The organism is Brucella sp. IR068 (assembly GCF_049065885.1).
Classification (GTDB): domain Bacteria; phylum Pseudomonadota; class Alphaproteobacteria; order Rhizobiales; family Rhizobiaceae; genus Brucella; species Brucella intermedia.
Genome location: NZ_JBAKHE010000002.1, coordinates 339,801 through 365,073, shown reverse-complemented (window position 1 = coordinate 365,073; position 25,273 = coordinate 339,801). Strand labels below are relative to the sequence as shown.

Sequence of the window (25,273 nt, the reverse complement as noted above, 5' to 3'; positions counted from 1 at the left end):
CGGAAAGTCAGGCAACTTTTCGGGGTTATGCTTGGAAAGGACCGCAAATGACCGGCATCAACGATTTCATCAACAATGAAGTGAAGACCAACGACGTCGTGCTTTTCATGAAGGGCACGCCGGGTTTCCCGCAGTGCGGTTTCTCCGGTCAGGTCGTCCAGATCCTCGACTATCTCGGTGTTGAGTACAAGGGCGTCAACGTTCTGTCCTCGGACGAACTGCGTCAGGGCATCAAGGAATATTCGAGCTGGCCAACCATCCCTCAGCTTTATGTGAAGGGCGAATTCGTCGGCGGCTGCGATATCGTGCGTGAAATGTTCCAATCGAACGAATTGCAGGCACTTTTTACCGATAAAGGTATTGCCACCAAGGCGGCTTGAGGATTAATTGCCGGTTATACGGCTTCAGCCTCACCTTTTCCGAAGGCGCCGTTCCACGGCGCCTTTTGCATTTTGCTAGATGTTCAACGACGGATTTCCGTCTGTCTGCTTCTGCTTTCTAAATTTTGTCTTTCGTATCGTGTCCCCCGACGCGATGCGCTACTTTGCCAGGGAATGCCAGTCATGCCGCTCGACATCAAGAACGGTTCGCCGGACCAGAAAACCTCCATGCGCGGACGCGGCGAATTCATCGCGCTCATCGCAGCCATCATGGCCATCAATGCGCTGGCGGTCGACATCATGCTGCCCGGCCTGCCGCAGATTGGCGCAAGCCTTGGCGTGCAGTCGGAAAACCACGTCCAGTTCGTCATTACCGCCTATCTGCTCGGCTTCGGCGTTTCGCAGCTGTTCTACGGACCGTTGAGCGACCGCTTCGGCCGCAGGCTGCCGCTGTTCGGCGGGCTTGTCATCTACATTCTCGCCGCGTTGACGTCGGCTGTCGTCACCGACTTCACGACGCTGATCGTCCTGCGCGTCCTTCAGGGCCTTGGCGCAGCCGGTACGCGCGTGATCGCGGTCTCGGTGGTCCGCGACAAGTTCGCCGGCCGCCAGATGGCGGAAGTCATGTCGCTCGTCATGATGGTTTTCATGATCCTGCCCGTCGTCGCGCCTGCAACAGGCCAGCTCATCATGCTGCTCGGCGAATGGCACCTGATCTTCCTGTCGATGGCGCTGATGGCGCTTATCGTCGGCATGTGGGCCTTCTTTCGCCTGCCTGAGACCCTTCCCGCATCCAACCGGCGTCCGCTGACGGTCAGGAGCGTCATCGGCGGCTTCGGGATCGTTCTGTCGAACCGCGTCGCCCTGTTCTATATGCTCGGCACCTCGTTCATTCTCGGCGCGCTGTTCGGCTATATCAACTCGGCCCAGCAGATTTTCGTCGGCATTTATGAGCTTGGCGCGCTGTTTCCGCTGGCTTTCGCAGCCGTTGCCATGACGCTGGCACTTGCCTCGTTCATGAATTCGCGCCTTGTCGGCCGCTTCGGCATGCGCCGCATTTCGCAGTCGATGCTGCTGGTCTTCACCGGTTTCAGCCTGTTGTGGATGGTCCTTTCGGTCACGATGGAAGGACCTGTGCCCTTCCCGCTCCTGATGGCGATCTACATGACCATCATGTTCTCGTTCAGCCTCGTGACCGCCAACTTCAACGCGCTGGCGATGGAGCCGCTCGGCGAAGTCGCAGGCACGGCCTCCTCCGTTCTGGGCTTTGCGCAAACGGTGATCGGTGCGGCGTTGGGCGCGGTTATCGGTCAGGCCTTCGACGGCACCACGACGCCGGTTGCAACCGGCTATTGCGTGCTCGGATTTGTGGCGCTCGGCTGCGTTCTGATCGCTGAACGCGGGCGATTGTTCAGGGTACAAAACCCGCCCGCCGAACACGTGATCTGACCGACTTCACTATACAAAACAATAAAGGCCCGCCGATGTAGCGGGCCTTTCCATATCGGGCTTTATTCAAGCGGTATTACTCTGTCCAGAGCGCGGCCTGAATGGACTGCCAGCTCTCCCTGCTCGGCGCAACAATAAGCCCGCCGCCGGTGTGAGAAGGCAGGTACGCGCTGCCGTCCCAGCGCGCGATGTACCCACCCGCTTCCTGATGGATCAGCGCTCCGGGAAGATGGTCCCAAGGCATAAGCTTGTTGTAGACGGCGAAATGCGCCCCGCCGGTCGCGATAATCCGATATTCGTGCGCCGCGCAGCGATAGCCGATCTGCGACAGGAATTTCGTATGATTGCGCGCCAGCCGCGACCGTATTGGCTCGGCAGTATATTGCCATGAAATCGAGCCGGTCATCTGGTCGATCGGAGCAGGCTTCGCAACGCTTACCCGGCTTAGATCGCCGTTGGCATGGCGAATATGGCTCCCGCCGCCTCTGGACGCCATGATCCAGTCATTGCCGACGGGATCGTGAATGATACCGGCGACCGTTTCCCCCTTCGACACCACCGCCAGCATCACGCCAAAAAGCGGAACGCCTGATGCGAAGTTGAAGGTGCCGTCAACGGGATCGATTGTGAATGCAAGTTCCGCGTCGTTCAGACCATCCAGCAAGGCCGGATTGTCCGAGCAGGCTTCCTCGCCCACGATCACCGCGTCGGCAAACCGCTCCTTTAGCCTGGCTGTGATGTAGCGCTCCGCATTCACATCGGCTTCCGTGACCAGATCGGCAGCAGAAGTCTTCTGCTTGATATCGCCCGCATCCAGCCTGCGGAATCGCGGCATGATCTCCTCACGCGCCGCATCGGCCAGCAAATCGGCCAGCCAGTCCATCTGTCCTTCATCAAAGCGCATGATCGTCCTCTCCTGCATCGTTCAGCGTCAGTCCCGCGAAATCGAACAGCTTGCGATCCAGCAGGTGGCTTGGACGAACATTCGTCATGGCGCGGATCATCGTGTCCTTGCGGCCCGGCATGCGCTTCTCAATGTCGGTCAGCATGGCTTTCATCGCATTGCGTTGCAGCCCTTCCTGACTGCCGCACAGGTCGCACGGAATGATCGGAAACTGCATCGCGGTCGCGAATTTCTCCAGATCATCCTCCGCCGCATAGGCCAGCGGACGGAACACCATCAGGTCGCCCTCGTCATTGACGAGTTTCGGCGGCATTGCCGCAAGGCGTCCGCCATGGAACAGGTTCATGAAGAAGGTTTCGAGAATGTCTTCCCTGTGGTGGCCGAGCACCACCGCCGAGCAGCCTTCCTCACGCGCGACCCGATAGAGGTTGCCGCGGCGCAAGCGCGAGCAAAGCGAGCAATAGGTGCTCGTTTCCGGCAGCTTGTCGGTGACGATCGAATAGGTGTCCTGATATTCGATGCGATGCTCGATTTCGTAGCGGTTCAGGAAATCCGGCAGAATGTGCTTGGGAAAGTTGGGCTGGCCCTGATCCAGATTGACCGCCAGCAGCTCGACCGGCAGCAGGCCGCGCCATTTGAGATCCAGCAGCAGCGCCAGAAGCCCATAAGAGTCCTTGCCGCCCGAAAGGCAAACCATCCAGCGTTCGCCGGGTTTGACCATCGAGAAATCCTCGATGGCCTGCCGCGTCAGGCGCAACAGACGTTTGCGCAGCTTGTTGAATTCAACCGTGGTCGGCACATCGCGGAACAGCGGGTGACAGCCGTCGCTGCCCGCATCTTCTGCAATATCTGGATCGAAAGCGTTCATGGTGCTTCCCGAAAATTGAGGATGTTGCAGGCTTCATACCGAAAAGCGGGCGCGGGGAAAACCGGGAAACCATAATTGTTTGCGAAAGACGCAAAACCGCTTCGCACTTTTGCTGGAAATGCTCTTTTAAACTACGCATTATCCCGCGCAAAACCGCTTCGCACTTTTGCTGGAAATGCTCTTTTAAACTACGCATTATCCCGCGCAAAACCGCTTCGCACTTTTGCTGGAAATGCTCAATCAAGCTACGCATTGCCCTGCGCAAAACCGCTTCGCACTTTTGCTGGAAATGCTCAATCAAGCTACGCATTGCCCTGCGCAAAACCGCTTCGCACTTTTGCTGGAAATGCTCATTCGAGCTACGCATTGTCCTGCGCAAAACCGCTTCGCACTTTTGCTGGAAATGCTTAACGAAAAAGCCGCGCTGATGGACAGCGCGGCTTTTCGATTTCGGCAAATATCCAGCGCGCCAGAGCGCGCATGGAATTAACGCGAATAGAATTCGACGACCAGGTTCGGTTCCATCTGAACGGCGTAAGGCACATCCGTCAGGGTCGGAACGCGGGAGTAGGTCGCAACAAGCTTGTTGTGGTCGACTTCGATGTAGTCCGGAACATCACGTTCAGCGAGCTGAACAGCTTCCAGAACGATAACCAGCTGCTTCGACTTTTCGCGAACTTCAACAACGTCACCGGCCTTCAGGCGGTAGGACTGGATGTTGACGCGGCGACCGTTCACATTCACGTGGCCGTGGTTGATGAACTGGCGGGCAGCGAAGATCGTCGGAACGAACTTGGCGCGGTACACGACTGCGTCGAGGCGCGATTCCAGCAGACCGATCAGGTTTTCACCGGTGTCGCCCTTGCGGCGAGCGGCTTCTTCGTAGGTCTTGCGGAACTGCTTTTCGGAGATGTCGCCGTAGAAGCCCTTGAGCTTCTGCTTGGCGCGCAGCTGCACACCGAAGTCCGACAGCTTGCCCTTGCGGCGCTGGCCGTGCTGGCCCGGGCCATATTCACGACGGTTTACCGGGGACTTCGGACGGCCCCAGATGTTTTCGCCAAGACGGCGATCAATTTTGTACTTAGCGGATTCGCGCTTGCTCATCGCATTTCCTTCAAAGGTTATAGCGCCCGAAGACGCTGGAGGAAACGCGCCCTCCTCTGCCCTCCGTTTTCGAGGACTGACAGGATGAAGCGCGCGAGCGCAATCTTCATCCACGGGACACGTCAAATGAAACGCCAGCGCGATGACGCGCCAGCGATGGCGGCTTTTAGTCATCCAGCTCTTATCTTGTCAAGCGCGCAGGGTCGAAAAAGCCGGAAAAACCGGTGTTCGGCATGCGTTTCCTACCATTTGCTACGCTCTGCCATCAAGCGTGAAGGAACGCCATTCCCTGTTTCGTCATTAGCCCTGACGGAACCGCTACTCATGAGGCGTCAATGGCTTTGTCTTTTTTTCCGTCCGGCAAGGGTGCATTCACCGCGCTGATCGCGCTTGGCCTCGTTGCAATGCCGTCCTTGTCCGGCATTCTTTCCGGCGAGGCGCAGGCGCAAACCTTCATCGAACGCATCCTCAAACAGGACGCCCAGAAGGCAAGGCAGCATCGCAAACGTCCGGTGGCAAGACATACCCAGAGAAAACCCGCCGCAAAGCAACAAACGGCAAGACAAGCGAGCCCCGCACCGACGGCTGAAGCAAAACCGGCGCCCGGCTTCGCCATACCCGTTCCCATCCCGCGGCCGGAGGATACAGCAAACAAGAAACCGGAGCCGGAACCCACGCCCCTTCCGGAGGAAAAGCCGGATTCCGAACCACAGGAACAACCCCGCCCGGCCCCGGCTCCATCTCCGGAGATTCCGACAAGACCTGCGGAACCGGCAGACAACCCGAAACAGGCTGATGAGAAACGGCAGGACGCCGGGCCGGAAATCGAAGAACGAATCTATCAGGTGTCCTGCCCGGCGCTCATTTCCGGTCAGGTCGAGGGCAAGCTTCTGCCTCCGATCAAGGACGGTGGGCAATGCGGGGTTCATTCCCCTCTGTCCCTGACCGCCATCGGCAAGGACGAGCCGTTGAAATTCGCCAATGCAGTGACCACGAATTGCGCAATGGCCGTCACGCTGGCGCAGTGGAGCAGTGAAGTGACGAAAGCCGCGAAGGATGTTTACGGCCCGGATTCAAAAATCACGCAGATCGGCGTCGGCTCGGACTATCAATGCCGAAAGGTAAACGGAGCCTCGTCGGGGCGGGTTTCGGAACACGCCTTTGCAAACGCGCTCGATATCATGTCGTTCACATTCGCGGACGGCAGCAAAACGCAACTGGAAAGCGGCTGGAACGGCAACGACAAGGAAAAGGCATTCTGGCGCGCCGTGCACGGTGCAAGCTGCAAGCTTTTCATGACAGTGATCGGTCCGGACGGCGACGCCGCGCATCGCACCAACATGCACCTCGACCAAGGCTGCCACGGCAAATCCTGTCTTGCACGCATTTGCCAATAAGCTATCGTAAGCGTTGGAAATTCATAAAAAAATCAGAATTGCGCCTGTAATCTCGGTTCTATTATCGATTCAACCCCGCCTGATCGCCAGTGAAAGACGGGTCTCCAGAAGGACATGGGCATGAAATCGACCAAACTTGTAGTTTCCGCAATTTTCACACTGGGTTTTTGCGCTGCGGCTCATGCCGATGCCGTTCCGAAGCGCTCGAAGGATTTTACAGGAAATTACCAGACGCTCGTCAAGGATCAGCGGGTCGCGCCGCAGATCGCCGACTGTATCGCGAGCGGCTATGACTATGTGAAGAAGAGCAAGAAATATGATCGTCTCGGCTTCACCAAAGACGATATTTCCGACGCGCAAACCGATGATAAATCATCGAAATTCAGTTCCAGCGACCCGCGCAAGGTGTCAGCGGTGATTTCGGTTCCCGGTGAAGCGCGCAACAAGGGTGTTTCCGCGAAGTGGGACAGCATCACGCTGCGATGCGGCATCACCGACGGCAAGCTGAAAGCAATCGAACTCGCCCCGAACAAGGCCGACAAGTAAAGATCACATGGCGAGTGCCAGACGGCGCTCGCCTGTCCTGTTCAGTGCTTCTTGTCGCCGTCTACGTGCTCCGGCAGGCTTTTGCGCTTGGTTTCGGCAAACTCTTCCAGTTCCTTTTCGGTCATCGATTCATACATTTCCTTCGACGCGCCGATGAGTTCGCTTTTCTTGATCTCGCCGCGTTTGGCAGCAAGGGCAGCTCCGGCTGCCTTCTGTTGGGCTTGTGATTTAGCGGGCATGGCTTTCTCTCCTGTTTGACAAGACAAACGCACGGCGAAACGGCCCGGTTCCCCTTTTATTCGTTGCCTTCGTCAAAACGTGCGCGTGCATCGCGAAGCAGGTCGCGGTTGTTGACTGCCCATTGGCCCAGCACATCGATCGGCACGGCCAGAGAATGGCCAAGCTCGGTCAGTGAATATTCCACTTCAGGCGGGGATGTCGGGCGAACATGCCGCGAAACCAGCCCGTCCCGCTCCAGCGACCGCAGCGTCACCGTCAACATGCGCTGCGAAATGCCTTCGATGGATCGCCGCAAGGCATTGAAGCGCATCGAACCTTTCTGAAGATTGAAGACGACGAGAATGCTCCACGTGTCGCCCACCCGATCCAGCACTTCGCGGATCGGACAGGCGCCGTCCCCATCGGTTTTGAAGGCCGGAGTGGATGACAGCAAGGGCGTCTTGCCGTCAGGCCGTGTCGATATCGTCATCTGCTTCTCCTCGGACAGGCGGACCACCGCCCGGCGCGCATTTTATTCTTCGAGCCCCGCCGCTTGCCAACGCACATGGTCCATAGGAGCGGCAAAATCCCGGTAAAACAATTCGTTAGCTCGGTCCTTGCCTTTCGGCTTCATCGAAACCGCCATGAACACTTGCCTTCGACGCGGTTACTTCCATGTACCCTGAACATGTAAAAGTGCGTTCTTCACACGCATGGCAGCATCGCTTAAGTAGTTATCAGAAATAACCTGATTACGAAACATACCTCAATTCATTCGATACGAGAAGTTCGGAAAGGAAAATGCCATGACCAGAATCGCACTGATCGGCGCAACGGGTTTTGTGGGCGCCGCCATTCTCAAGGAAGCCGCAGCACGCGGCCACCAGGTGACCGCACTGGTTCGCCATCCGGAAAAAGTGGAAAAGCTCGCCAATGTCACAGCGTTAAAGGCTGACGTATTCGATACTGATGCGCTTGCAAGCCAGCTTGCGGGGCACGACATCGTGATTTCGGCCTACAATCCGGGCTGGAGCGACGAAAATATCCGCGAAAACCACATCAATGGCAGCCGTTCCATCACGGAAGCCACCAAAAAGGCCGGCGTCAAGCGCCTTATAGCGATTGGTGGCGCAGGCAGTCTTTCGATCAATGGCAAGCAGCTGGTCGACTCGCCCGAGTTTCCTGCCGAATGGAAGGAAGGCGCGCTCGGCGCCCGTCAGGCACTGGAAGACCTGCGCGGCGAGGATCAACTGGAATGGACATTCGTGTCGCCGGCGATCATTCTCCAGCCGGGCGAGCGCACCGGAAAATACCGTCTTGGCGGCGACGAACCGGTGTTCGACGACAAGGGTGAAAGCAAGATTTCCGTCGCCGATCTGGCGGTCGCCATTCTGGATGAAGCTGAAAAAGGCCAGTATATCCGCAAGCGTTTCACAGCCGCCTACTGAGGCAAATCACAGAAATGCCACATTTTTGACGGGCGTTCGCCACAAAATCGGTGGTGAAATACACACATCACCACCGATTTTTCGCGCAAAAAGACCGCAAAACGGGCTTGCCGCCACTCTGCCTTAATTACCTCAAACCAGTTCCACGTCCACGACGCCGTGAATGGCTTTCATGGCGCTCGCGATCTGCGGGCTGACGCGATAACGGTGCGGCAGTTCGATCTCGACTTCGCGCTGGCCGTTGTCCTTGATGACGATGAGGCTCACCTGCCCGTCGCCGCGCGTATTGAAATGCGGCGCGATATGACGGACCGCATCGGCGGAGCGCAGGTAAAGCCGCATCGCCTTCTGCATCCGGCAGGCTTCGTCTTCGAGCGACTGCACCGTCTGGATACGCAGGCCGATGCCTTCGGGACGGTTTTCCGCCTGAACAGTAATCACCACCGACTTGCCGCTTTCCAGAAGATCGCGATAATGCGCGAGCCCTTCCGAAAACAGCACTGCTTCGAACTGGCCGCTGGCATCGGACAGCTGCACGATACCCATCTTGTTGCCGGTTCGCGTCTTGCGCTCCTGACGGGCGGTCACGGTGCCCGCCAGACGTCCGGCATTGGCGCCACGCTTGACGGCTGCGGAAAAATCCGCCCAGCTTTGAACACGCATCCGGTTCAGCACATCGCGATATTCATCGAGCGGGTGGGCCGACAGATAGAAGCCGACCGCCTGAAACTCTCGATGCAGCATTTCCGACGGCAGCCAGGGCGCTGCCTGCGGCAGGATGAGCGTTTCCTTGGGCGCGCCGGACAGGCCGAAGATATCGGACTGGCCGCTTGCGGCATTTTCCTGGGTACGCTGGGCAAAGCCCATGATGCGATCCATGCCCGCACTCATGGCCGGGCGCTCGCGACCGAAGCAATCCATCGCACCGGCATTGATGAGGCTTTCCAGCACCCGCCGGTTGACGATGCGCGGATCGACCCGCTCGCAGAAATCCTCAAGGCTTTCAAAAGGCTTCTCGGCCCGCACCTCGACGATATGATCCACCGCCGCCTCGCCCACGCCCTTGATGGCGGCGAGCGAATAGAAAATCTGCTTCTCGCCCACTTCAAACGGACGGAACGACGTCATCACCGACGGCGGCACGACCTCGATGCCCAGACGGTTGGCCTCGCGGCGGAAATCGTTGAGCTTGTCGGTGTTCGACATATCGTAGGTCATCGACGCGGCGAGGAACTCGACCGGGTAATGCGCCTTCATATAGGCCGTCTGGTAGGAGACGATTGCATAGGCAGCGGCGTGCGACTTGTTGAAGCCGTAGTCGGCGAACTTGGCCAGCAGGTCGAAGATCATGTTGGCCTGCGCCTTGTCGACACCGCCTTCGATGGCGCCATCCACGAAACGGACGCGCTGCTTGTCCATCTCCTCACGGATCTTCTTGCCCATGGCGCGGCGCAGAAGGTCAGCTTCACCGAGCGAATAGCCGGAAAGCACCTGCGCGATCTGCATCACCTGTTCCTGATAGACGATAACGCCCTGCGTTTCCTTGATCAGGTGATCGATCTTCGGGTGAATGGAGGCGATCTCCTCCTCGCCGTTCTTGCGCGCATTATAGGTCGGGATGTTCTCCATCGGCCCGGGACGATAAAGCGCCACAAGCGCAATGATATCCTCGATCCGGTCCGGGCGCATGCCGAGCAGCGCCTTTCGCATGCCGGCACTTTCAACCTGGAATACGCCGACCGTTTCACCGCGCGACAGCATTTCATAGGTGAGCGGATCATCGAGCGGCACATGGGACAGGTCGATCTCGATCCCCTTGCGCGCCACAAGCTTGACCGCCGTTTCCAGAACGGTCAGCGTCTTGAGGCCGAGAAAGTCGAACTTGACCAGTCCCGCCTGCTCGACCCATTTCATGTTGAACTGGGTGACCGGCATGTCGGAACGCGGATCGCGATACATGGGCACCAGTTCTGACAGCGGACGGTCACCGATCACGATACCGGCGGCGTGGGTAGAGGCGTGGCGGTAAAGCCCCTCCAGCTTGAGCGCCATATCGAGAAGCCGCCCGACGACCGGCTCCTTCTCGCGCTCTTCGTTTATCTTGGGTTCGGTTTCGATGGCCTGCGCCAGCGACACGGGATTGGCCGGGTTCTGCGGCACCAGCTTGCAAAGACGGTCGACCTGACCGTAGGGCATTTCCAGAACGCGCCCCACATCGCGCAGCACGGCGCGGGCCTGCAAGGTTCCGAAAGTAATGATCTGCGCAACCTGATCGCGCCCGTATTTTTCCTGCACATAGCGGATCACCTCTTCACGGCGATCCTGACAGAAGTCGATATCGAAGTCGGGCATCGAAACGCGGTCCGGGTTGAGGAAGCGTTCGAAAAGCAGCGAGAACCGCAGCGGATCGACATCGGTAATCGTCAGCGCATAGGCGACGAGCGAACCGGCACCCGAACCGCGGCCCGGCCCGACCGGAATGCCATGGGCCTTCGCCCATTTGATGAAGTCGGCAACGATCAGGAAGTAGCCGGGGAACTTCATGCGGGTGATGATGCCGATCTCGTATTGGAGACGCTCGGCATATTGCTCCGCCGTATAGCCTTCCGCCAGGCCCGCCGTCTCGAGCCGCATCTTCAGGCCCTCGCGCGCCTGCCGCGCCAGCTCGTCGGCCTCCGCCTGGAGGGCCGCTTCCGGATCGTCCGATTCGCCCGTGAAGCGCGGCAGGATCGGCTTGCGCGTCTGCGTGTACCAGCTGCAGCGCTGGGCAATCTCGACCGTGTTTTCGAGCGCTTCCGGCAGGTCGGCAAAGAGTGCCGCCATTTCCGCACGGCTTTTCAGATGATGATCCGGCGTCAGGCGGCGGCGATCATCGTTGGACAATATCTGCCCTTCCGCGATGGCCAGAAGCGCATCATGGGCCTCGAAGTCTTCCGCCTTGAGAAAGAACGCCTCATTGGTGGCCACCAGAGGCAGGTCCATCTCATAGGCAAGCGCCACAGTCTTTGCTTCCAGCGCACGGTCATAGCCAGCCTGACGCTGCAGTTCGACGTAGAGCCGGTCGCCGAAGGCTTCCCGCAGGAAAGCAAGCCGTGCCTCCGCCCTGTCCGGACGGTCGGCGGCAAAGGCGCGGCCGATCGGCCCCAATGCGCCGCCTGAAAGCACGATGACATCTTTCGCCAGAGGCGGCAGCCAGCTCGCCTCGACATGCACCGGATCACCCGCCGGAGTGTCCAGGAACGCGCGGCTGACAAGCCGCACGATATTGGCATAGCCCGCTTCCGTCGTCGCGAGCAGCACGATGGGGGCAAGGTCCAGCGCAACCCGGCGATTGGCGCTGCGTCCATTGTCGGCATGGTCGCCAAAGGCAACATCGATCTGGCAACCGATAATCGGCTGCAACCCGTCCTTCGATGCCTTCTGCGCAAATTCAAGCGCACCGAACAGATTGTTGGTGTCGGTGACTGCGATAGCCGGCGCCTCGTCGGCAATCGCCTGTTTGATGATCTTGCCGAGCGGCAATGCGCCTTCCAGCAAGGAATAGGCCGAGTGTACCCGCAGATGCACGAAACGTGGCGTCAAAGCACCGTCATTTGCTGCATTGGCTGCTGCTACATCACTCATTCCATCGACCCCGATCATCTGCCGAGCCACCCGGATGGACATACATCCGGCGCTCCAAATCCATGTATCGGACTTTCCAAAAATCGATTTCGATCCTGGCGCCGATACAGTAGCCGCCTGATAGCACATTGCTTCAAGCATGAACCACATTCGTGATTCATCGCGGCTGGCGACTCTGTCGCCTGAAAGCATCAGTTTCGGGGAATGAAGTGGCGATGTCCAGTAAGACTATCGCCCCCGTGACGCGGGTTCACAGGAACCCGCTATTTCCTTCAAATAGCGCTCACCCAGATGGCGAAAGTTGCAATGAACAGGCTTACCGAAATGAAAGACAGAACGTCGTGGACGAGATCGGTCATGTTGGAAACTCCTCTGTGTTCACGTATGTTTATTTTTTGTTCTATTTTTGTTCCAAAGTCAACACCCGTTTTGCAACGGCATTCATTTTAGGGTTTACGAATAGTGAATATACAACCGCAGGCAGGAACCGCGAGAAGAGAGTGAGGGTGACGCTGCCGGGCTCTGTTCAGGCAGTGCCGCACCTCGCCCTTCGAGACGCCGCCTGCGGCGGCTCCTCAGGATGAGGTGCTACTGTATAATGTGGACGTTTTAGAGGTCGACGACCTTGCCGTCCTTCAGCGTCACGCGGCGGTCCATGCGGCCAGCCAGTTCGTGATTGTGGGTGGCGATCAGGGCTGCAAGCCCGGACTGGCGCACGAGCGCTTCCAGAGCACCGAAGACATAGGACGAGGTCGTCGGGTCGAGGTTGCCCGTCGGTTCGTCGGCCAGAAGAACAAGCGGCGCGTTGGCAACGGCGCGCGCGATGGCGACACGCTGCTGTTCACCACCGGAAAGCTCCGAGGGGCGATGGGAGGCGCGCTTGCCGATCTTCATATATTCAAGAAGCTGCTGCGCACGTTCCGCCGCCTGCTTCTTCGACAGCCCGCGGATCATCTGCGGCATCATCACGTTTTCCAGCGCGGAAAATTCCGGCAGGAGGTGATGGAACTGATAGACGAAGCCGATGTCGTTGCGGCGCACCGCCGTGCGCTCATCATCGGAAAGCTTGCTGCAGGAGCGTCCGTCCAGGAAAACCTCTCCCTCATCGGGACGTTCCAGAAGGCCAGCCGTGTGCAGCAATGTCGATTTGCCCGCACCCGATGGCGCGACAAGCGCAACCATTTCGCCGCGACGCAGCGTGAAATCGGCATCCTTGAGGATCACCAGTTCGCGGTCGGCTTCCTTGTAGGCGCGGCCGACGCGTTGCAGCCGCATGATGATTTCAGCCGCCATTATTCGTACCTCAATGCTTCGACCGGATCGAGCTTGGCAGCGCGCCAGGCCGGGAAAATGGTGGCGATGAACGACAGCACCAGAGCCATGACGATGACGGAGATCGTCTCGCCGGGGTCCATCTTCGCGGGCAGCTGGCTCAGGAAATAGAGTTCCGGATTGAAGAGCGTGGTGCCGGAGAGCCACGAGAAGAACTCGCGGATTCGCTCGACATTCAGGCAGACGACGACGCCCAGAACCACACCGGCCACCGTGCCGGTGACGCCGATGGCGGCGCCCGTCATCAGGAAGATGCGCATCACCGCGCCGCGGGTTGCCCCCATGGTGCGCAGGATCGCAATGTCATGCCCCTTGTCCTTCACCAGCATGATGAGGCCGGAAATGATGTTCAGCGCCGCCACGAGCACGATCAGCGTCAGGATCATGAACATGACATTGCGTTCGACTTCCAGCGCCGAGAAGAAAGTCTGGTTGCGCTGGCGCCAGTCGACAAGCGAGAGCTGGCGTCCCGCCGCCTCTTCCACCGGGGCGCGCATCGCATCCACCTTGTCGGGATTATCGACAAAGATTTCAAGCGATTGCACCTTTCCTTCCTGATTGAAGAAAAGCTGCGCCTCGGAAAGCGGCATCATGACGATGGAGGAGTCATATTCCGACATGCCGATCTCGAAGATGGCGACGATCGGATAGGCTTTCACGCGCGGATTGACGCCGAACGGGGTCACATCGCCGTCCGGCGAGATCACGCGCAGCGTATCGCCGATGGAAAGGCCGAGATTTTCCGCCATGCGGGTGCCGATGGCGACGCCGCCCGCCTGATCGAAGCCCTTCAATGTGCCCTGGCGGATATTGCCGGAAACGAGCTTGAGCTTTTCGAGGTCTTCCTCACGCAAGCCACGGATCAGCGCGCCGTTGCCAGCGCCGATATTGCCCTGCACAAGCGCCTGCCCTTCCACCACGGGAATGGCGAACCTGATGCCGGAAATACCGTCGATCCGCTTGATGAGATCGGCATAATCATCCAGCGGGCGGTCAATCGGCTGCATGATGAGATGGCCGTTGATGCCGAGGATTCGCGAAAGAAGCTCGGCACGGAAGCCGTTCATCACCGCCATGACGATGATGAGCGTCGCCACGCCCAGCATGATGCCGGTGAAGGAAAACCCGGCAATGACCGAGATAAAGGTCTCGCGGCGGCGCGCACGCAGATATCGCCATGCGATCATCCGCTCAAAGGCCGAGAATGGACCTGACTTCGGAGCCTTCTGGGCTACCTTTGCCTTGTCCCCGGATTTTGCTGCCGCCGCGTTGCTCATGCTTCTGCCGTCAACAGGTTGATCGCAGCTTCGACGCTCAGGTTCTGGCGTTCGCCGGTCTTGCGATCCTTGATTTCGACTTCACCGGCGGCAACCCCGCGCGGTCCGACGATCACCTGCGTCGGCAGGCCGATCAGGTCCATCGTGGCGAACTTTGCGCCCGGACGGTCGTCCGTGTCGTCAAGCAGCGGATCGACGCCTGCATTGGTCAGCGCTTCGTAGAGCTTCTCGCTCACGGCGTCGCAGCCTTCGTCGCCCGGCTTCATGTTGACGATGCCGGCGCCGAACGGCGCGATGGCCTTCGGCCAGATAATGCCTGCATCGTCGTGGAAGGCCTCGATGGCAGCCGCGACAAGGCGCGACGGGCCGATGCCGTAGGAACCCATGGAAACCAGATGTTCCTTGCCATCCGGGCCCTGCACCTTCGCGCCCATCGGTTCGGAATATTTGGTGCCGAAATGGAAGATGTGGCCGACTTCGATGCCGCGCGCGGAAACCTGATCTTCAGGCTTGACCTTGGCCCAGTCGGCCTCGTCGTGCATTTCGTCGGTCGCGGCATAAGGCGTCGTCCAGCGCTGGACGATGTCGGTCAGCTGCGCATCGTTACGAAAATCGGTGTCCGCGCCCGGCACGGCCAGATCGAGATAGGCCTTGTCGCAGAAAACCTGGCTTTCGCCGGTTTCGGCCAGAATGATGAATTCGTGGGAAAGATCGCCGCCAATCGGGCCGGTATCGGCGCGCATCGGGATCGCCTGCAGGCCGACGCGGGCGAAAGTGCGCAGATAGGACACGAACATGCGGTAGTAAGCCATTTTCGCGCCCTCATAATCGAGGTCGAACGAATAGGCGTCCTTCATCAGAAATTCGCGTGAGCGCATGACGCCGAAACGCGGGCGCACTTCGTCGCGGAACTTCCACTGGATGTGGTAGAGATTGAGCGGCAGGTCCTTGTAGGAACGCACATAGGACCGAAAAATGTCGGTGACCATTTCCTCATTGGTCGGGCCGAAGAGCATGTCGCGCTCCTGACGGTCCTGGATGCGCAGCATTTCCTTGCCATAGGCGTCGTAGCGGCCGCTTTCGCGCCACAGGTCGGCGGACTGGATGGTCGGCATCAGGATTTCATTGGCGCCGGCGCGGTTCTGCTCCTCGCGGATGATGTCGCAGACCTTGTTGAGCACCTTCAGGCCGATCGGCAGCCAGGCATAGATGCCGGCCGACTGTTGACGGATCATGCCCGAACGCAGCATCAGCCTGTGGGAGACGATTTCCGCCTCCTTGGGGTTTTCCTTCAGAATAGGCAAAAAATACCGCGACAGACGCATCGTAACCACCAATCAAGAGGGACTGCCTGAGTGCTTCAAGAATCAGGCAAAAATTAAGCATATTCGTCGGTTTCTTACCGGGTTATAGATCGGTTGGAAACCCGCCTGGAAAAGCTTTCGCGGCGGCGGATTTCCCCATCCACAGCCATGATCGCCTGCCGAAAGAACTGCCTCCGCCAAATGGGGCATCCAGATTCACATTCAAATTCAATATATTACAGATATATCACTCTCTCCGGGGAAATTTTGCGAAAGAAATATGACGCGATAGAAGATTTTTCGTGACAAAAGCTGTGCAGTTCGCTATTTTTTTCATCATAAGAGCAACAACGGAATAAAACCGTTGGTTTCACGCGGTCAAAGTCTTGGGAGGATGGATCCAGGCGCGACTTTCGCAGCCGCCAGTCAAATGGAAACGGATCGAACGCGTATTTGATTAGCAAGGCGAAAGCCTTGCTTTTTTTTTGCACTTGCGGGACAGCCATGGTCTCCGCAGTTTCGCTATTTTATTTGCGCGAATAACACATTGATTTTGTGGGATTTATCCCGGTGCCCTCTGCGCATCCAAGTATTAAATTTCACTTAAGTATAAATCGATTTATTCATGCACAATTGCCGAGGAAATGGCCTCGCCGTCACAAATGACGGCGGGTTGTACCCTGTCGGAAATTCAACGGGTTACGCTTGGGGCTCGCCACAATCTACAACTTTTGGTGGAGTCATCCACTTTTCTTTATACAAAAAAGAGGCTGCCTAATTTTTAGGCAGCCTCAAAATTCACGCCGAAAACGGACCCGTGAAACCCGGTCGGGTCAAGTCAGATCCGGGAAGAAATGCGGGATATCGTCGAGGCCGTAACCGCTGACCTGCGTCAGATAATAATAGAGCAGGAAGATGAGCGTTGCGACGACCGTCGTGCGCAGGAAGGCCCGGCCGATGCGCGGCCTTGCCGGAGCGCTGGCGACCGTGCCCAGGGTCACTTCGTTTTCTTCGGCCTGTGTACGCAAGCCGACCGGCAGCAGCGCGAACAGCGTGGTCCACCAGATGATGAAATAGATCGCGATTCCCGAAACCAGAGACATGATTACACCTCTTCCAGTTCGATCAGTGTGCCGTTGAAATCCTTGGGATGCAGGAACAGGACCGGCTTGCCATGCGCGCCGGTCTTCGGCTCGCCGTCACCCAGGATGCGCGCGCCTTCCGCCTTCAGGCGATCACGGGCGGCGATGATGTCCGCAACCTCGTAGCAAAGATGGTGCATGCCGCCGGACGGGTTCTTTTCCAGAAAGGCCGCGATGGGAGACCCCTCGCCCAGAGGTTCCAGCAATTCGATCTTGGTGTTGCCGACGTCGATGAAAACCACGGTTACGCCATGTTCGGGCAGCGCCTGCGGCTCGGTGACTTTGGCACCGAGCTGGCCGCGATAAAGCGCTGCGGCGGCGTCAATATCCGGAACGGCGATTGCCACGTGGTTCAAGCGTTCGAGCATCAGCACCTCCCATGCCGGTCATTCTGCAAATATATGTGGTTACCGTATCCTATTGACGAACACGGTCACCACGGGCTTTTTGCCCCATGCTTCATTTGCCGCAGCGCGAACGGCACGGCGCACGGACTCCCGCACCAGCTCGATATCCTTGCGGCGAACACGCGGAATGCTGTCGATGGCCTCGATCGCCGCGTCCAGAAGGATATCTTCCAGCAGGTCGCCCTGCGCATTTTCCTCCGGCACGCCGAAAGTCACGAGGTCGGGCTCATCGATGATCTTGTGCTCGCGGTCGAGGAGCACCGAAACGGCGACGTGGCCCACATAGGCAAGCTTGCGGCGCTCGACCATGCCGATTTCTTCCTCGTCGCCGATCAGCTTGCCGTCCTTGTAGATGCGGCCAACCGGCGCTTCATCGATGATCTCGGGCTTGCCGGGCGCCAGACGCAGCATGTCGCCATCGCGCACCTGCGCGACCTGCTCGATGCCTTCCATCGCGCCAAGCGAGCCTTGCGCGACCAGATGCGCGGCTTCGCCGTGCACCGGCACCAGAATCTGCGGGCGAACCCAGGAATACATGCGGCGCAATTCGCTGCGGCGTGGATGGCCGGACACATGGACCAGTGCATCCTCGTCGCCGATGATCTTGATGCCGCGATCGATCAGGCGGTTCTTGATGTCGAGAATGGCCTTTTCATTGCCCGGAATGGCGCGCGAGGAGTAGATGACCGTATCGCCCGCCGTCAGCGCGAGGCTGCGCATTTCGTCACGCGCAAGCTTGGCGAGTGCGGCACGCGGCTCGCCCTGACTGCCGGTCAGGATCATCACCACGTTCTCGCGAGGAATATAGCCGTAATCCTCTTCGCTGAGATATTCCGGCAGGCCTTCCATGTAGCCAAGCTCGGTCGCAACGGAGATGGCGCGCTTCATCGAACGCCCGACCACCAGCACCTGACGGCCCGCGTCACGCGCCGCCTCGGTAATCGACCGGATACGACCGACATTCGACGAGAAGGTGGTGATGGCCACGCGGCCACGCGCATTTTCGATCAGCTCACGCAGGCTGTCGCCCACCTGTCGCTCGGAAGGCGATTCACCCTCGCGCAAGGCGTTGGTGGAGTCGCAGATCAGCGCCAGCACGCCAGCATCGCCGATGGCGCGGAAACGCGCCTCGTCGATGACGGGGCCGAGCGAGGGTTCCGGGTCCATCTTCCAGTCGCCCGTATGCACGACCGTGCCAAGCGGCGTCGTAAGGGCCAGCGAAACCGGCTCCGGGATCGAGTGGGTGACGGCCACGGCTTCTATCTTGAAAGGCCCGACTTCAAACTTTTCGCCAGCCTTGTAGATCGTGATCGGAATGTCGGGCGCGCCATCCTCCGACTGCCGCTTGGCTTCAAGCAGACCGGCGGTAAAGGGCGTCGCATAGACCGGCACCTTCAGGCGCGGCCAAAGGTCGAGCAAGGCGCCGAAATGGTCTTCATGCGCATGGGTGATCACGATGCCGCGCAGATTGTGCTTTTCAGCTTCGAGATAGCGGATATCCGGCAGGATGAGGTCGGCGCCCGGCTGTTCCGGCCCCGCAAAGCTCACACCCATATCCACCACCAGCCACTCGCGGTTGTCCGCCGGGCCGAAGCCGTACATGGCCAAATTCATGCCGATTTCGCCCACGCCGCCAAGCGGCAGAAAGACGAGTTCCGTAGTATTGGATCGGGCCATGAAATTTCCTCTATGACTATCGAGCGGTCTTGCCGCACCAACTGAACCCAAAGTTGTCCTGTTGCAACCCTGGCAAGACAAAACAAAGCAAATTATTTGCGTATTGTAGCAGCAGTTCCGAAATAGACATCGCCAGCCGTTACTGCAACCCGCGAACCATCGTCTTCGCGAATAACAAAACGGCATGCCTCGTCAATCGTATCAAAATGACCTTCGACGATACGGCCTTCGACCTGCATCGTCACACGCTGGCCGAGGCCATGGGCGCGCTCCAGCCAGCGCTTGCGAATGTCATCAAGGCCGCGCCCCTCGTTCCAGACGCGGTAATTGACGGACCATGCATCCGACAGGGCCGCGAACAACGTTTCGGCATCGCATTTGCTGCCAAGCGAGCGCAGGGAAGTCGCCGCGTAGGGCAGATCATCGGGAAAGGCGACCACATTGGTTCCGATGCCAATGGCAACGGCGAACAGGTCTTTTCCCATAATGGAAGATTCGAGCAGGATGCCGGACAGTTTCGCGCCATTCAGCAGAACATCGTTCGGCCATTTGAGGCCGATTGTCGGCGGCACGGCAGGCCCGGTCGCGGCGAACACCGCGTCAAGCGCGTCTGCGAGCGACAGGCCAGCGACAAACCCGAGCGTTGCCGCCGTTTTCATTTCGTAGGATTCAACGAGAAGCAGCGTGGAGGCAAGATTGCCTTCCGGCGTAGACCAGGCACGGCCGCGTCTTCCGCGACCGCTTTCCTGTTTCTTCGTGACAAGCCAGAGCCTGCCCGGATCGCCCGCGGCTGCCCGTTCCAGGGCAACGGCGTTGGTGGAACCTACCGTCTCGAAGCTTTCGAGACGGTAGCCCTCATTTTTCGCAACAGGCGAAAGCGCAAAACTCATCTATGCTTCCGCCTCGTGCATTTGTCAGAAGAACGTCTTGGCCGCGGCTTCGGCAAAACCACCGATCGGGCCCGCAATGAAGACGTAGAAGAGCACGAAGGCACCCGTTACACCGAGAACCAGGCGAAGCTCGCCCGCGACGGGAACGAAACCGCCGGTCGGCTCATCGAACCACATGATCTTGATCATGCGCAGGTAGTAGAACGCGCCCACGACCGAAGCCACGATACCGATGATGGCGAGCGGCAGGAGACCGGCCTGCACAGCGGCAAGGAAGGTGTACCACTTGCCGAAGAAGCCTGCGAGGGGCGGAATGCCGGCGAGCGAGAACAGGAAGATGGTCATGATGGTTGCCAGCACCGGATTGGTGCGGGACAGACCGGCCAGATCATCGATGTTCTCGACATTGCCGTCCTTGGTGCGCATTGCAAGAATGAACGCGAAGGTGCCGAGGGTCATGGCAAGGTAGATCGCCATGTAGATCATCACGCCCTTCACGCCGATCACCGTGCCTGCGGCCAGACCAACAAGCGCATAACCCATATGGCTGATCGAGGAATAAGCCATCAGGCGCTTGATGTTGCGCTGGCCGATGGCGGCAAAGGCGCCGAGGATCATCGAGGCAAGCGCGATGAAGATGACGACCTGCTGCCAGTCATGGGTGACCGGGGCAAAGGCTTCCGAGACGACGCGGATGATGAGCGCCATGGCGGCCATCTTCGGAGCGGCGGCAAAGAATGCCGTTACCGGGGTCGGTGCACCTTCATAGACGTCCGGTGTCCACATGTGGAACGGAACGGCGGAAATCTTGAATGCCAGACCGGCCAGAATGAAGACCAGACCGAAGACCAGACCCAGTTCGCGCTGTCCGCCGGAGACGGCCTGCGCGATTTCGGCAAAGCCGATATGACCGGTGTAACCGTAGACGAGCGAGATGCCGTAAAGCAGCATGCCCGAGGACAGCGAGCCGAGGACGAAGTATTTCAGGCCAGCTTCCGTCGAACGGACGCTATCGCGGTTGAACGCTGCCAGAACGTAGAGCGCCAGCGATTGCAGTTCGAGGCCGAGATAGAGCGACAGCATGTTGGAGGCGGAAACCATCAGCAGCATGCCGAGCGTGGAAATCACGATCAGGACCGGGAATTCGAACTTGTCGAACTTCTCCGCCTTGGCGAAGCCGACCGACATGATCAGCGTCACGATGGAGCCGACCAGTGTCAGCACCTTCATGAAGCGGCCAAAGCCGTCATTTACGATGGCGCCGCCGAAAACAACGCCGTTCGCCGGGAAAAGGATGACCAGAGCCAGCGCTGCAATAAGCACCGCGACGGATAATCCGTTGACGAGCGTGGCCGCCCGTTCGCCGGAGAACACGCCAATCATGAGCAGTGCCAAGGCGCCTACAGCAAGGAGAACCTCCGGTGCTGCAAGGGTCAGATGAGCTATCAGATCAGTCTGCATGACCTACGCCTTTATTTCTTACTGTGCCAGCACGGCGCTCGCGGAGCCCGCGAGTGCTGCGTCGTAATGTTGGACCAGGGCGTTCACGGCACCGGCGGTCACATTGAAGACCGGGGTCGGATAGACGCCGAAGAAGATGGTGAGCACCACAAGCGGGTAGAGGATGAGCTTCTCACGCGGGCTGAGGTCGAGGAGCGCCTTGAGGCTTTCCTTGGTCAGCGCGCCGAAGATCACCTGACGGTAGAGCCAGAGCGCATAGGCCGCCGAGAGGATGACGCCCGTGGTTGCGAACAGCGCCACCCAGGTGTTGACCCGGAACACGCCGAACAGCGTCAGGAACTCGCCGATGAAGCCCGAAGTACCCGGCAGGCCGACATTCGCCATCGTGAAGATGAGGAAGGCCACCGCATATTTCGGCATGTTGTTCACCAGACCGCCAAACGCCGCGATCTCACGGGTATGCATGCGGTCATAGATCACGCCGACGCAGAGGAAGAGCGCGCCCGACACGATACCATGCGAGAGCATCTGGAAGATGGCGCCCTGCAGGCCCTGCTCGTTTGCCGCGAAGATACCCATGGTCACATAGGCCATGTGCGCAACCGACGAATAGGCGATCAGCTTCTTCATGTCTTCCTGCACCATCGCGACGAGCGAGGTGTAGATGATTGCGATCACCGACAGCGCGAAGATGAACGGAGCGAAATCAGCGGAAGCCAGCGGGAACATCGGCAGCGAGAAGCGGATGAAACCGTAGCCGCCGAGCTTCAGCAGGATACCGGCCAGAATGACCGAGCCCGCCGTCGGTGCTTCAACGTGCGCATCCGGCAACCAGGTGTGGACCGGCCACATCGGCATCTTCACCGCGAAGGACGCGAAGAAAGCGAGCCATAGCCATGTCTGCATACCGGCCGGGAAGTCATATTTCAGCAGCTCCACGATGTTCATCGTGCCAGCCTGCCAGTACATGGCCATGATGGCGATGAGCATCAGGACCGAGCCCAGAAGCGTGTAGAGGAAGAACTTCAGGCTCGCATAGACGCGGCGCTTGCCGCCCCACACGCCGATGATGATGAACATCGGGATAAGGCTTGCCTCGAAGAACACGTAGAACAGGAACAGGTCGAGCGCGCAGAACACGCCGATCATCAGCGTTTCCAGAATGAGGAACGCGATCATGTATTCCTTGACGCGCTTTTCCACCGACACCCAGCTTGCCAGAATGCAGAAGGGCATGAGGAAAGCGGAAAGCACCACGAACAGGACGGAGATGCCGTCCACGCCCATGTGGTAGCTGATGCCGCCGCCCATCCAGTCGACCTGCTCGACCATCTGGAAGCCGGGGTTCGAATTGTCGAAACCGGCCCAGACGACGAGCGACAGGGCGAAGACGAATATCGTCGTCAGCAAAGCGACGTTGCGGATATTGCGACGCGATGCCTCGCTGTCGTCCTTGATCAGAAGGATCAGTAACGCGCCGACGAGCGGCAGAAACGTGACCGTTGAAAGAATTGGCCAGTCGGTCATCAGAAAGAGCTCCCGAGCATCATCCAAATGACGAGCGCGGCGACGCCGATCAGCATCGCGAATGCGTAGTGATAAAGGTATCCGGACTGCATCTTGACGACGCGGTTGGTAACGTCGAGCACGCGGGCCGAGACGCCATCCGGGCCGAAGCCGTCAATAAGCCAGCCGTCGCCACCCTTCCAGAACACGCGGCCAAGCCAGCGAGCCGGACGCACGAAGAGGAAATCGTACAGCTCGTCGAAGTACCACTTGTTCAAGAGGAACTGATAGAGGCCGCGATGGCGGGCAGCCAGTTCCTTCGGCGTTTCCGGCGAACGGATGTAGAAGATCCAGGCGACGATGAAGCCGAGAACCATCGAAACGAACGGCGACAGCTTAACCCACAGAGGAACATGGTGATATTCCTCAAGGATCTGGTTGGCAGCCGAGGTGAACAGAGCGCCCTTCCAGAACTCGGCATATTCATGGCCGAAGAAGAGTTCCTTGAACACGACACCGGCAAAGAGCGCGCCGACGCCGAGGATCAGCAGCGGAACGAACATGACGGCAGGCGATTCATGGACGTGATGCATGACTTCCGCCGAAGCGCGCGGCTTGCCGTGGAAGGTCATGAAAATCAGGCGCCAGGAATAGAAGCTCGTGAAGAGCGCGGCGATGATGAGAAGCGTCGAAGCGTAGCCGCTGGCAGCACTGTGCGAAGCGAAGACGGATTCGATGATCGCATCCTTGGAGAAGAAACCGGCGGTGCCGATGACCGTGCCCGGAATGCCGAGGCCGGTAATGGCGACCGTGCCGATGACCATCATCCAGTAGGTGATCGGGATCAGCTTGCGCAGGCCGCCCATGCGGCGCATGTCCTGCTCTTCCGAAACGGCATGGATAACCGAGCCGGCGCAAAGGAACAGAAGCGCCTTGAAGAAAGCGTGCGTGAACAGGTGGAACACGGCGGCGCCATAGGCACCGACACCGAGTGCAGCGAACATGTAGCCGAGCTGCGAGCAGGTCGAATAGGCGATGACGCGCTTGATGTCGTTCTGCACGAGGGCGACCGTTGCCGCGAAGAAGGCAGTCGTCGCGCCGATGATGGTCACGACCAGAAGCGCGGTCTGCGACAGTTCGAAGATCGGCGACATGCGGGCGACCATGAACACGCCCGCAGTAACCATGGTAGCGGCGTGAATGAGCGCCGAAACCGGGGTCGGGCCCTCCATGGCGTCCGGAAGCCAGGTGTGCAGCAGGAACTGCGCCGACTTGCCCATCGCCCCCATGAAGAGCAGCAGGCAGGTGATCGTGATCGCGCCCTGCTTGTCGAGCTGATAGCCGAGGAAGTTCAGAACGACCTGATTGGCATCGGCAGCGCCTTCAGCGGGGAGGAAGTTGGCGGCAGCAGCGAAGATCGTGTTGTAGTCGACCGACTGGAACAGCGCGAACACGCCGAAGATGCCGAGCAGGAAGCCAAAGTCACCAACGCGGTTGACGACAAAGGCCTTCATGGCGGCGGCGTTGGCCGAAGGCTTCTGGAACCAGAAGCCGATCAGGAGGTACGAAGCCAGACCCACGCCTTCCCAACCGAAGAACATCTGGACCAGATTGTCCGACGTGACCAGCATGAGCATGGCGAAAGTGAAGAGCGACAGATAGGCGAAGAAGCGCGGACGGTGCGGATCGTGGTGCATATATCCGATGGAATAGATGTGCACGAGAGCCGACACCGAGTTCACCACCACCAGCATGACGCCGGTGAGCGTGTCGATGCGCAATGCCCAGTCGAAGGAAAGCGCGCCCGAGGTTACCCAGTGCAGAACCGGGATGCGGACGGTTTCCGCGTCGTGGCCGAGCGGAATCTGGAAGAACACGACCCACGACAGGACCGCGACGACGACCATGAAACCGGAAGTGATGTATTCGCTCGCCTTGGCTCCGATCTGATTGCCGAAGAGACCGGCAATCAGGAAGCCGAGAAGCGGAAGGAAGACGATCGCGTAGTAGAGCATTTGCCCGTCAACCTTTCATAACATTGACGTCTTCCACCGCGATGGAGCCGCGATTACGGAAGAAAACAACGAGAATTGCCAGACCGATGGCCGCTTCCGCAGCCGCGACGGTCAGAACGAAAAGGGCGAAGACCTGCCCGACCATGTCGCCGAGCTGGCTGGAGAACGCCACGAAGTTGAGATTGACCGAAAGAAGGATCAATTCGATCGACATCAGGATGACGATGACGTTCTTGCGGTTCAGGAAGATGCCGAAGACGCCAAGCGTGAACAGGATGGCCGAAACGGTCAGATAGTGGGCGATACCGATTTCCATATGCTTA

General features: G+C 58.9%; 24 protein-coding genes. 7 read left to right on the top strand and 17 right to left on the bottom strand.

Going from position 1 to position 25,273, the window contains the following annotated elements; translation table 11 throughout:
- The first annotated feature begins 47 nt into the window (after nt 1–47).
- Entirely contained in the window at nt 48–380 is a 333-nt protein-coding gene (gene grxD, locus ACOWVS_RS04730) for a Grx4 family monothiol glutaredoxin (protein WP_006466619.1), read from the top strand.
- 183 nt (nt 381–563) lie between these two features.
- A complete protein-coding gene (locus ACOWVS_RS04725; RefSeq protein ID WP_075041665.1) occupies nt 564–1,829 on the top strand; it encodes a multidrug effflux MFS transporter in 1,266 nt (421 codons plus the stop codon).
- A gap of 76 nt (nt 1,830–1,905) precedes the next feature.
- Here ACOWVS_RS04725 and ACOWVS_RS04720 read toward each other — a convergent pair whose 3' ends face one another.
- Both ACOWVS_RS04720 and ttcA read right to left on the bottom strand, forming a co-directional pair.
- Nucleotides 1,906–2,733: an inositol monophosphatase family protein gene (locus ACOWVS_RS04720; protein ID WP_075041664.1), complete on the bottom strand. Its 828-nt coding sequence runs from the start codon at nt 2,731–2,733 to the stop codon at nt 1,906–1,908.
- Nucleotides 2,723–3,601 (bottom strand): tRNA 2-thiocytidine(32) synthetase TtcA, encoded by an 879-nt coding sequence (ttcA, locus tag ACOWVS_RS04715; RefSeq protein ID WP_006471793.1) that lies wholly within the window; start codon nt 3,599–3,601, stop codon nt 2,723–2,725. Before ttcA ends, ACOWVS_RS04720 begins: the two co-directional genes overlap by 11 nt.
- A gap of 75 nt (nt 3,602–3,676) precedes the next feature.
- Between ttcA and ACOWVS_RS04710 the strand changes: the two genes are divergently transcribed.
- Entirely contained in the window at nt 3,677–4,012 is a 336-nt protein-coding gene (locus ACOWVS_RS04710; protein WP_253177139.1) for a hypothetical protein, read from the top strand.
- 75 nt (nt 4,013–4,087) lie between these two features.
- Here the strand turns inward: ACOWVS_RS04710 and rpsD are convergent, their stop codons facing one another.
- Complete coding sequence (gene rpsD, locus ACOWVS_RS04705) at nt 4,088–4,705, bottom strand: 30S ribosomal protein S4 (RefSeq protein WP_031345968.1); 618 nt, start codon at nt 4,703–4,705, stop codon at nt 4,088–4,090.
- Nucleotides 4,706–5,040: 335 nt separating this feature from the next.
- Here rpsD and ACOWVS_RS04700 point away from each other — a divergent pair, with 335 nt between their 5' ends.
- Together ACOWVS_RS04700 and bspC are read left to right on the top strand one after the other, a co-directional pair.
- Nucleotides 5,041–6,102: an extensin family protein gene (locus tag ACOWVS_RS04700; RefSeq protein ID WP_075041662.1), complete on the top strand. Its 1,062-nt coding sequence runs from the start codon at nt 5,041–5,043 to the stop codon at nt 6,100–6,102.
- Nucleotides 6,103–6,222: 120 nt separating this feature from the next.
- Nucleotides 6,223–6,648 carry a type IV secretion system effector BspC gene (gene bspC, locus ACOWVS_RS04695; RefSeq protein WP_025091399.1) on the top strand — a complete coding sequence of 142 codons (426 nt, stop codon included), beginning with the start codon at nt 6,223–6,225 and terminating at the stop codon, nt 6,646–6,648.
- Between the two features lie 41 nt (nt 6,649–6,689).
- Here bspC and ACOWVS_RS04690 read toward each other — a convergent pair whose 3' ends face one another.
- Both ACOWVS_RS04690 and ACOWVS_RS04685 read right to left on the bottom strand, forming a co-directional pair.
- Complete coding sequence (locus ACOWVS_RS04690) at nt 6,690–6,887, bottom strand: DUF3008 family protein (protein ID WP_006471797.1); 198 nt, start codon at nt 6,885–6,887, stop codon at nt 6,690–6,692.
- A gap of 56 nt (nt 6,888–6,943) precedes the next feature.
- Nucleotides 6,944–7,357: a winged helix-turn-helix transcriptional regulator gene (locus ACOWVS_RS04685; protein ID WP_075041661.1), complete on the bottom strand. Its 414-nt coding sequence runs from the start codon at nt 7,355–7,357 to the stop codon at nt 6,944–6,946.
- Nucleotides 7,358–7,673: 316 nt separating this feature from the next.
- Between ACOWVS_RS04685 and ACOWVS_RS04680 the strand changes: the two genes are divergently transcribed.
- Entirely contained in the window at nt 7,674–8,315 is a 642-nt protein-coding gene (locus ACOWVS_RS04680) for an NAD(P)-dependent oxidoreductase (protein ID WP_075041660.1), read from the top strand.
- A 132-nt stretch (nt 8,316–8,447) separates the two neighbouring features.
- On the opposite strand, the gene dnaE is transcribed toward ACOWVS_RS04680, so the two are convergent.
- Nucleotides 8,448–11,939 (bottom strand): DNA polymerase III subunit alpha, encoded by a 3,492-nt coding sequence (dnaE, locus tag ACOWVS_RS04675; protein WP_075041692.1) that lies wholly within the window; start codon nt 11,937–11,939, stop codon nt 8,448–8,450.
- A gap of 215 nt (nt 11,940–12,154) precedes the next feature.
- Here dnaE and ACOWVS_RS04670 point away from each other — a divergent pair, with 215 nt between their 5' ends.
- Nucleotides 12,155–12,523 (top strand): hypothetical protein, encoded by a 369-nt coding sequence (locus ACOWVS_RS04670; RefSeq protein WP_139309252.1) that lies wholly within the window; start codon nt 12,155–12,157, stop codon nt 12,521–12,523.
- A gap of 25 nt (nt 12,524–12,548) precedes the next feature.
- Here the strand turns inward: ACOWVS_RS04670 and ACOWVS_RS04665 are convergent, their stop codons facing one another.
- From ACOWVS_RS04665 to nuoK, 11 genes are all read right to left on the bottom strand, one after another.
- Nucleotides 12,549–13,232, bottom strand: coding sequence for an ABC transporter ATP-binding protein (locus ACOWVS_RS04665; protein ID WP_006466608.1), 684 nt, complete (start codon nt 13,230–13,232; stop codon nt 12,549–12,551).
- Complete coding sequence (locus ACOWVS_RS04660) at nt 13,232–14,548, bottom strand: lipoprotein-releasing ABC transporter permease subunit (RefSeq protein ID WP_075041659.1); 1,317 nt, start codon at nt 14,546–14,548, stop codon at nt 13,232–13,234. The genes ACOWVS_RS04665 and ACOWVS_RS04660 overlap by 1 nt, the downstream gene beginning before the upstream one ends.
- Nucleotides 14,545–15,873 carry a proline--tRNA ligase gene (gene proS, locus ACOWVS_RS04655; RefSeq protein WP_006471801.1) on the bottom strand — a complete coding sequence of 443 codons (1,329 nt, stop codon included), beginning with the start codon at nt 15,871–15,873 and terminating at the stop codon, nt 14,545–14,547. The genes ACOWVS_RS04660 and proS overlap by 4 nt, the downstream gene beginning before the upstream one ends.
- A gap of 812 nt (nt 15,874–16,685) precedes the next feature.
- Nucleotides 16,686–16,955 (bottom strand): DUF1467 family protein, encoded by a 270-nt coding sequence (locus ACOWVS_RS04650; RefSeq protein WP_006466605.1) that lies wholly within the window; start codon nt 16,953–16,955, stop codon nt 16,686–16,688.
- Nucleotides 16,956–16,957: 2 nt separating this feature from the next.
- On the bottom strand, nt 16,958–17,362 hold the full coding sequence (gene mce, locus ACOWVS_RS04645) for a methylmalonyl-CoA epimerase (RefSeq protein WP_075041658.1): 405 nt from the start codon (nt 17,360–17,362) through the stop codon (nt 16,958–16,960).
- 39 nt (nt 17,363–17,401) lie between these two features.
- Nucleotides 17,402–19,078, bottom strand: a complete 1,677-nt coding sequence (locus ACOWVS_RS04640; protein WP_075041657.1) for a ribonuclease J — start codon at nt 19,076–19,078, stop codon at nt 17,402–17,404.
- A 92-nt stretch (nt 19,079–19,170) separates the two neighbouring features.
- On the bottom strand, nt 19,171–19,968 hold the full coding sequence (locus ACOWVS_RS04635; protein ID WP_075041656.1) for a biotin--[acetyl-CoA-carboxylase] ligase: 798 nt from the start codon (nt 19,966–19,968) through the stop codon (nt 19,171–19,173).
- Between the two features lie 24 nt (nt 19,969–19,992).
- A complete protein-coding gene (gene nuoN / locus ACOWVS_RS04630; RefSeq protein WP_075041655.1) occupies nt 19,993–21,429 on the bottom strand; it encodes an NADH-quinone oxidoreductase subunit NuoN in 1,437 nt (478 codons plus the stop codon).
- A gap of 18 nt (nt 21,430–21,447) precedes the next feature.
- Nucleotides 21,448–22,956, bottom strand: a complete 1,509-nt coding sequence (locus tag ACOWVS_RS04625) for an NADH-quinone oxidoreductase subunit M (RefSeq protein WP_006471805.1) — start codon at nt 22,954–22,956, stop codon at nt 21,448–21,450.
- On the bottom strand, nt 22,956–24,950 hold the full coding sequence (gene nuoL, locus ACOWVS_RS04620) for an NADH-quinone oxidoreductase subunit L (RefSeq protein WP_075041654.1): 1,995 nt from the start codon (nt 24,948–24,950) through the stop codon (nt 22,956–22,958). Before nuoL ends, ACOWVS_RS04625 begins: the two co-directional genes overlap by 1 nt.
- A 7-nt stretch (nt 24,951–24,957) precedes the next feature.
- Nucleotides 24,958–25,266 (bottom strand): NADH-quinone oxidoreductase subunit NuoK, encoded by a 309-nt coding sequence (gene nuoK, locus ACOWVS_RS04615; RefSeq protein ID WP_006466598.1) that lies wholly within the window; start codon nt 25,264–25,266, stop codon nt 24,958–24,960.
- Nucleotides 25,267–25,273 lie beyond the last annotated feature (7 nt).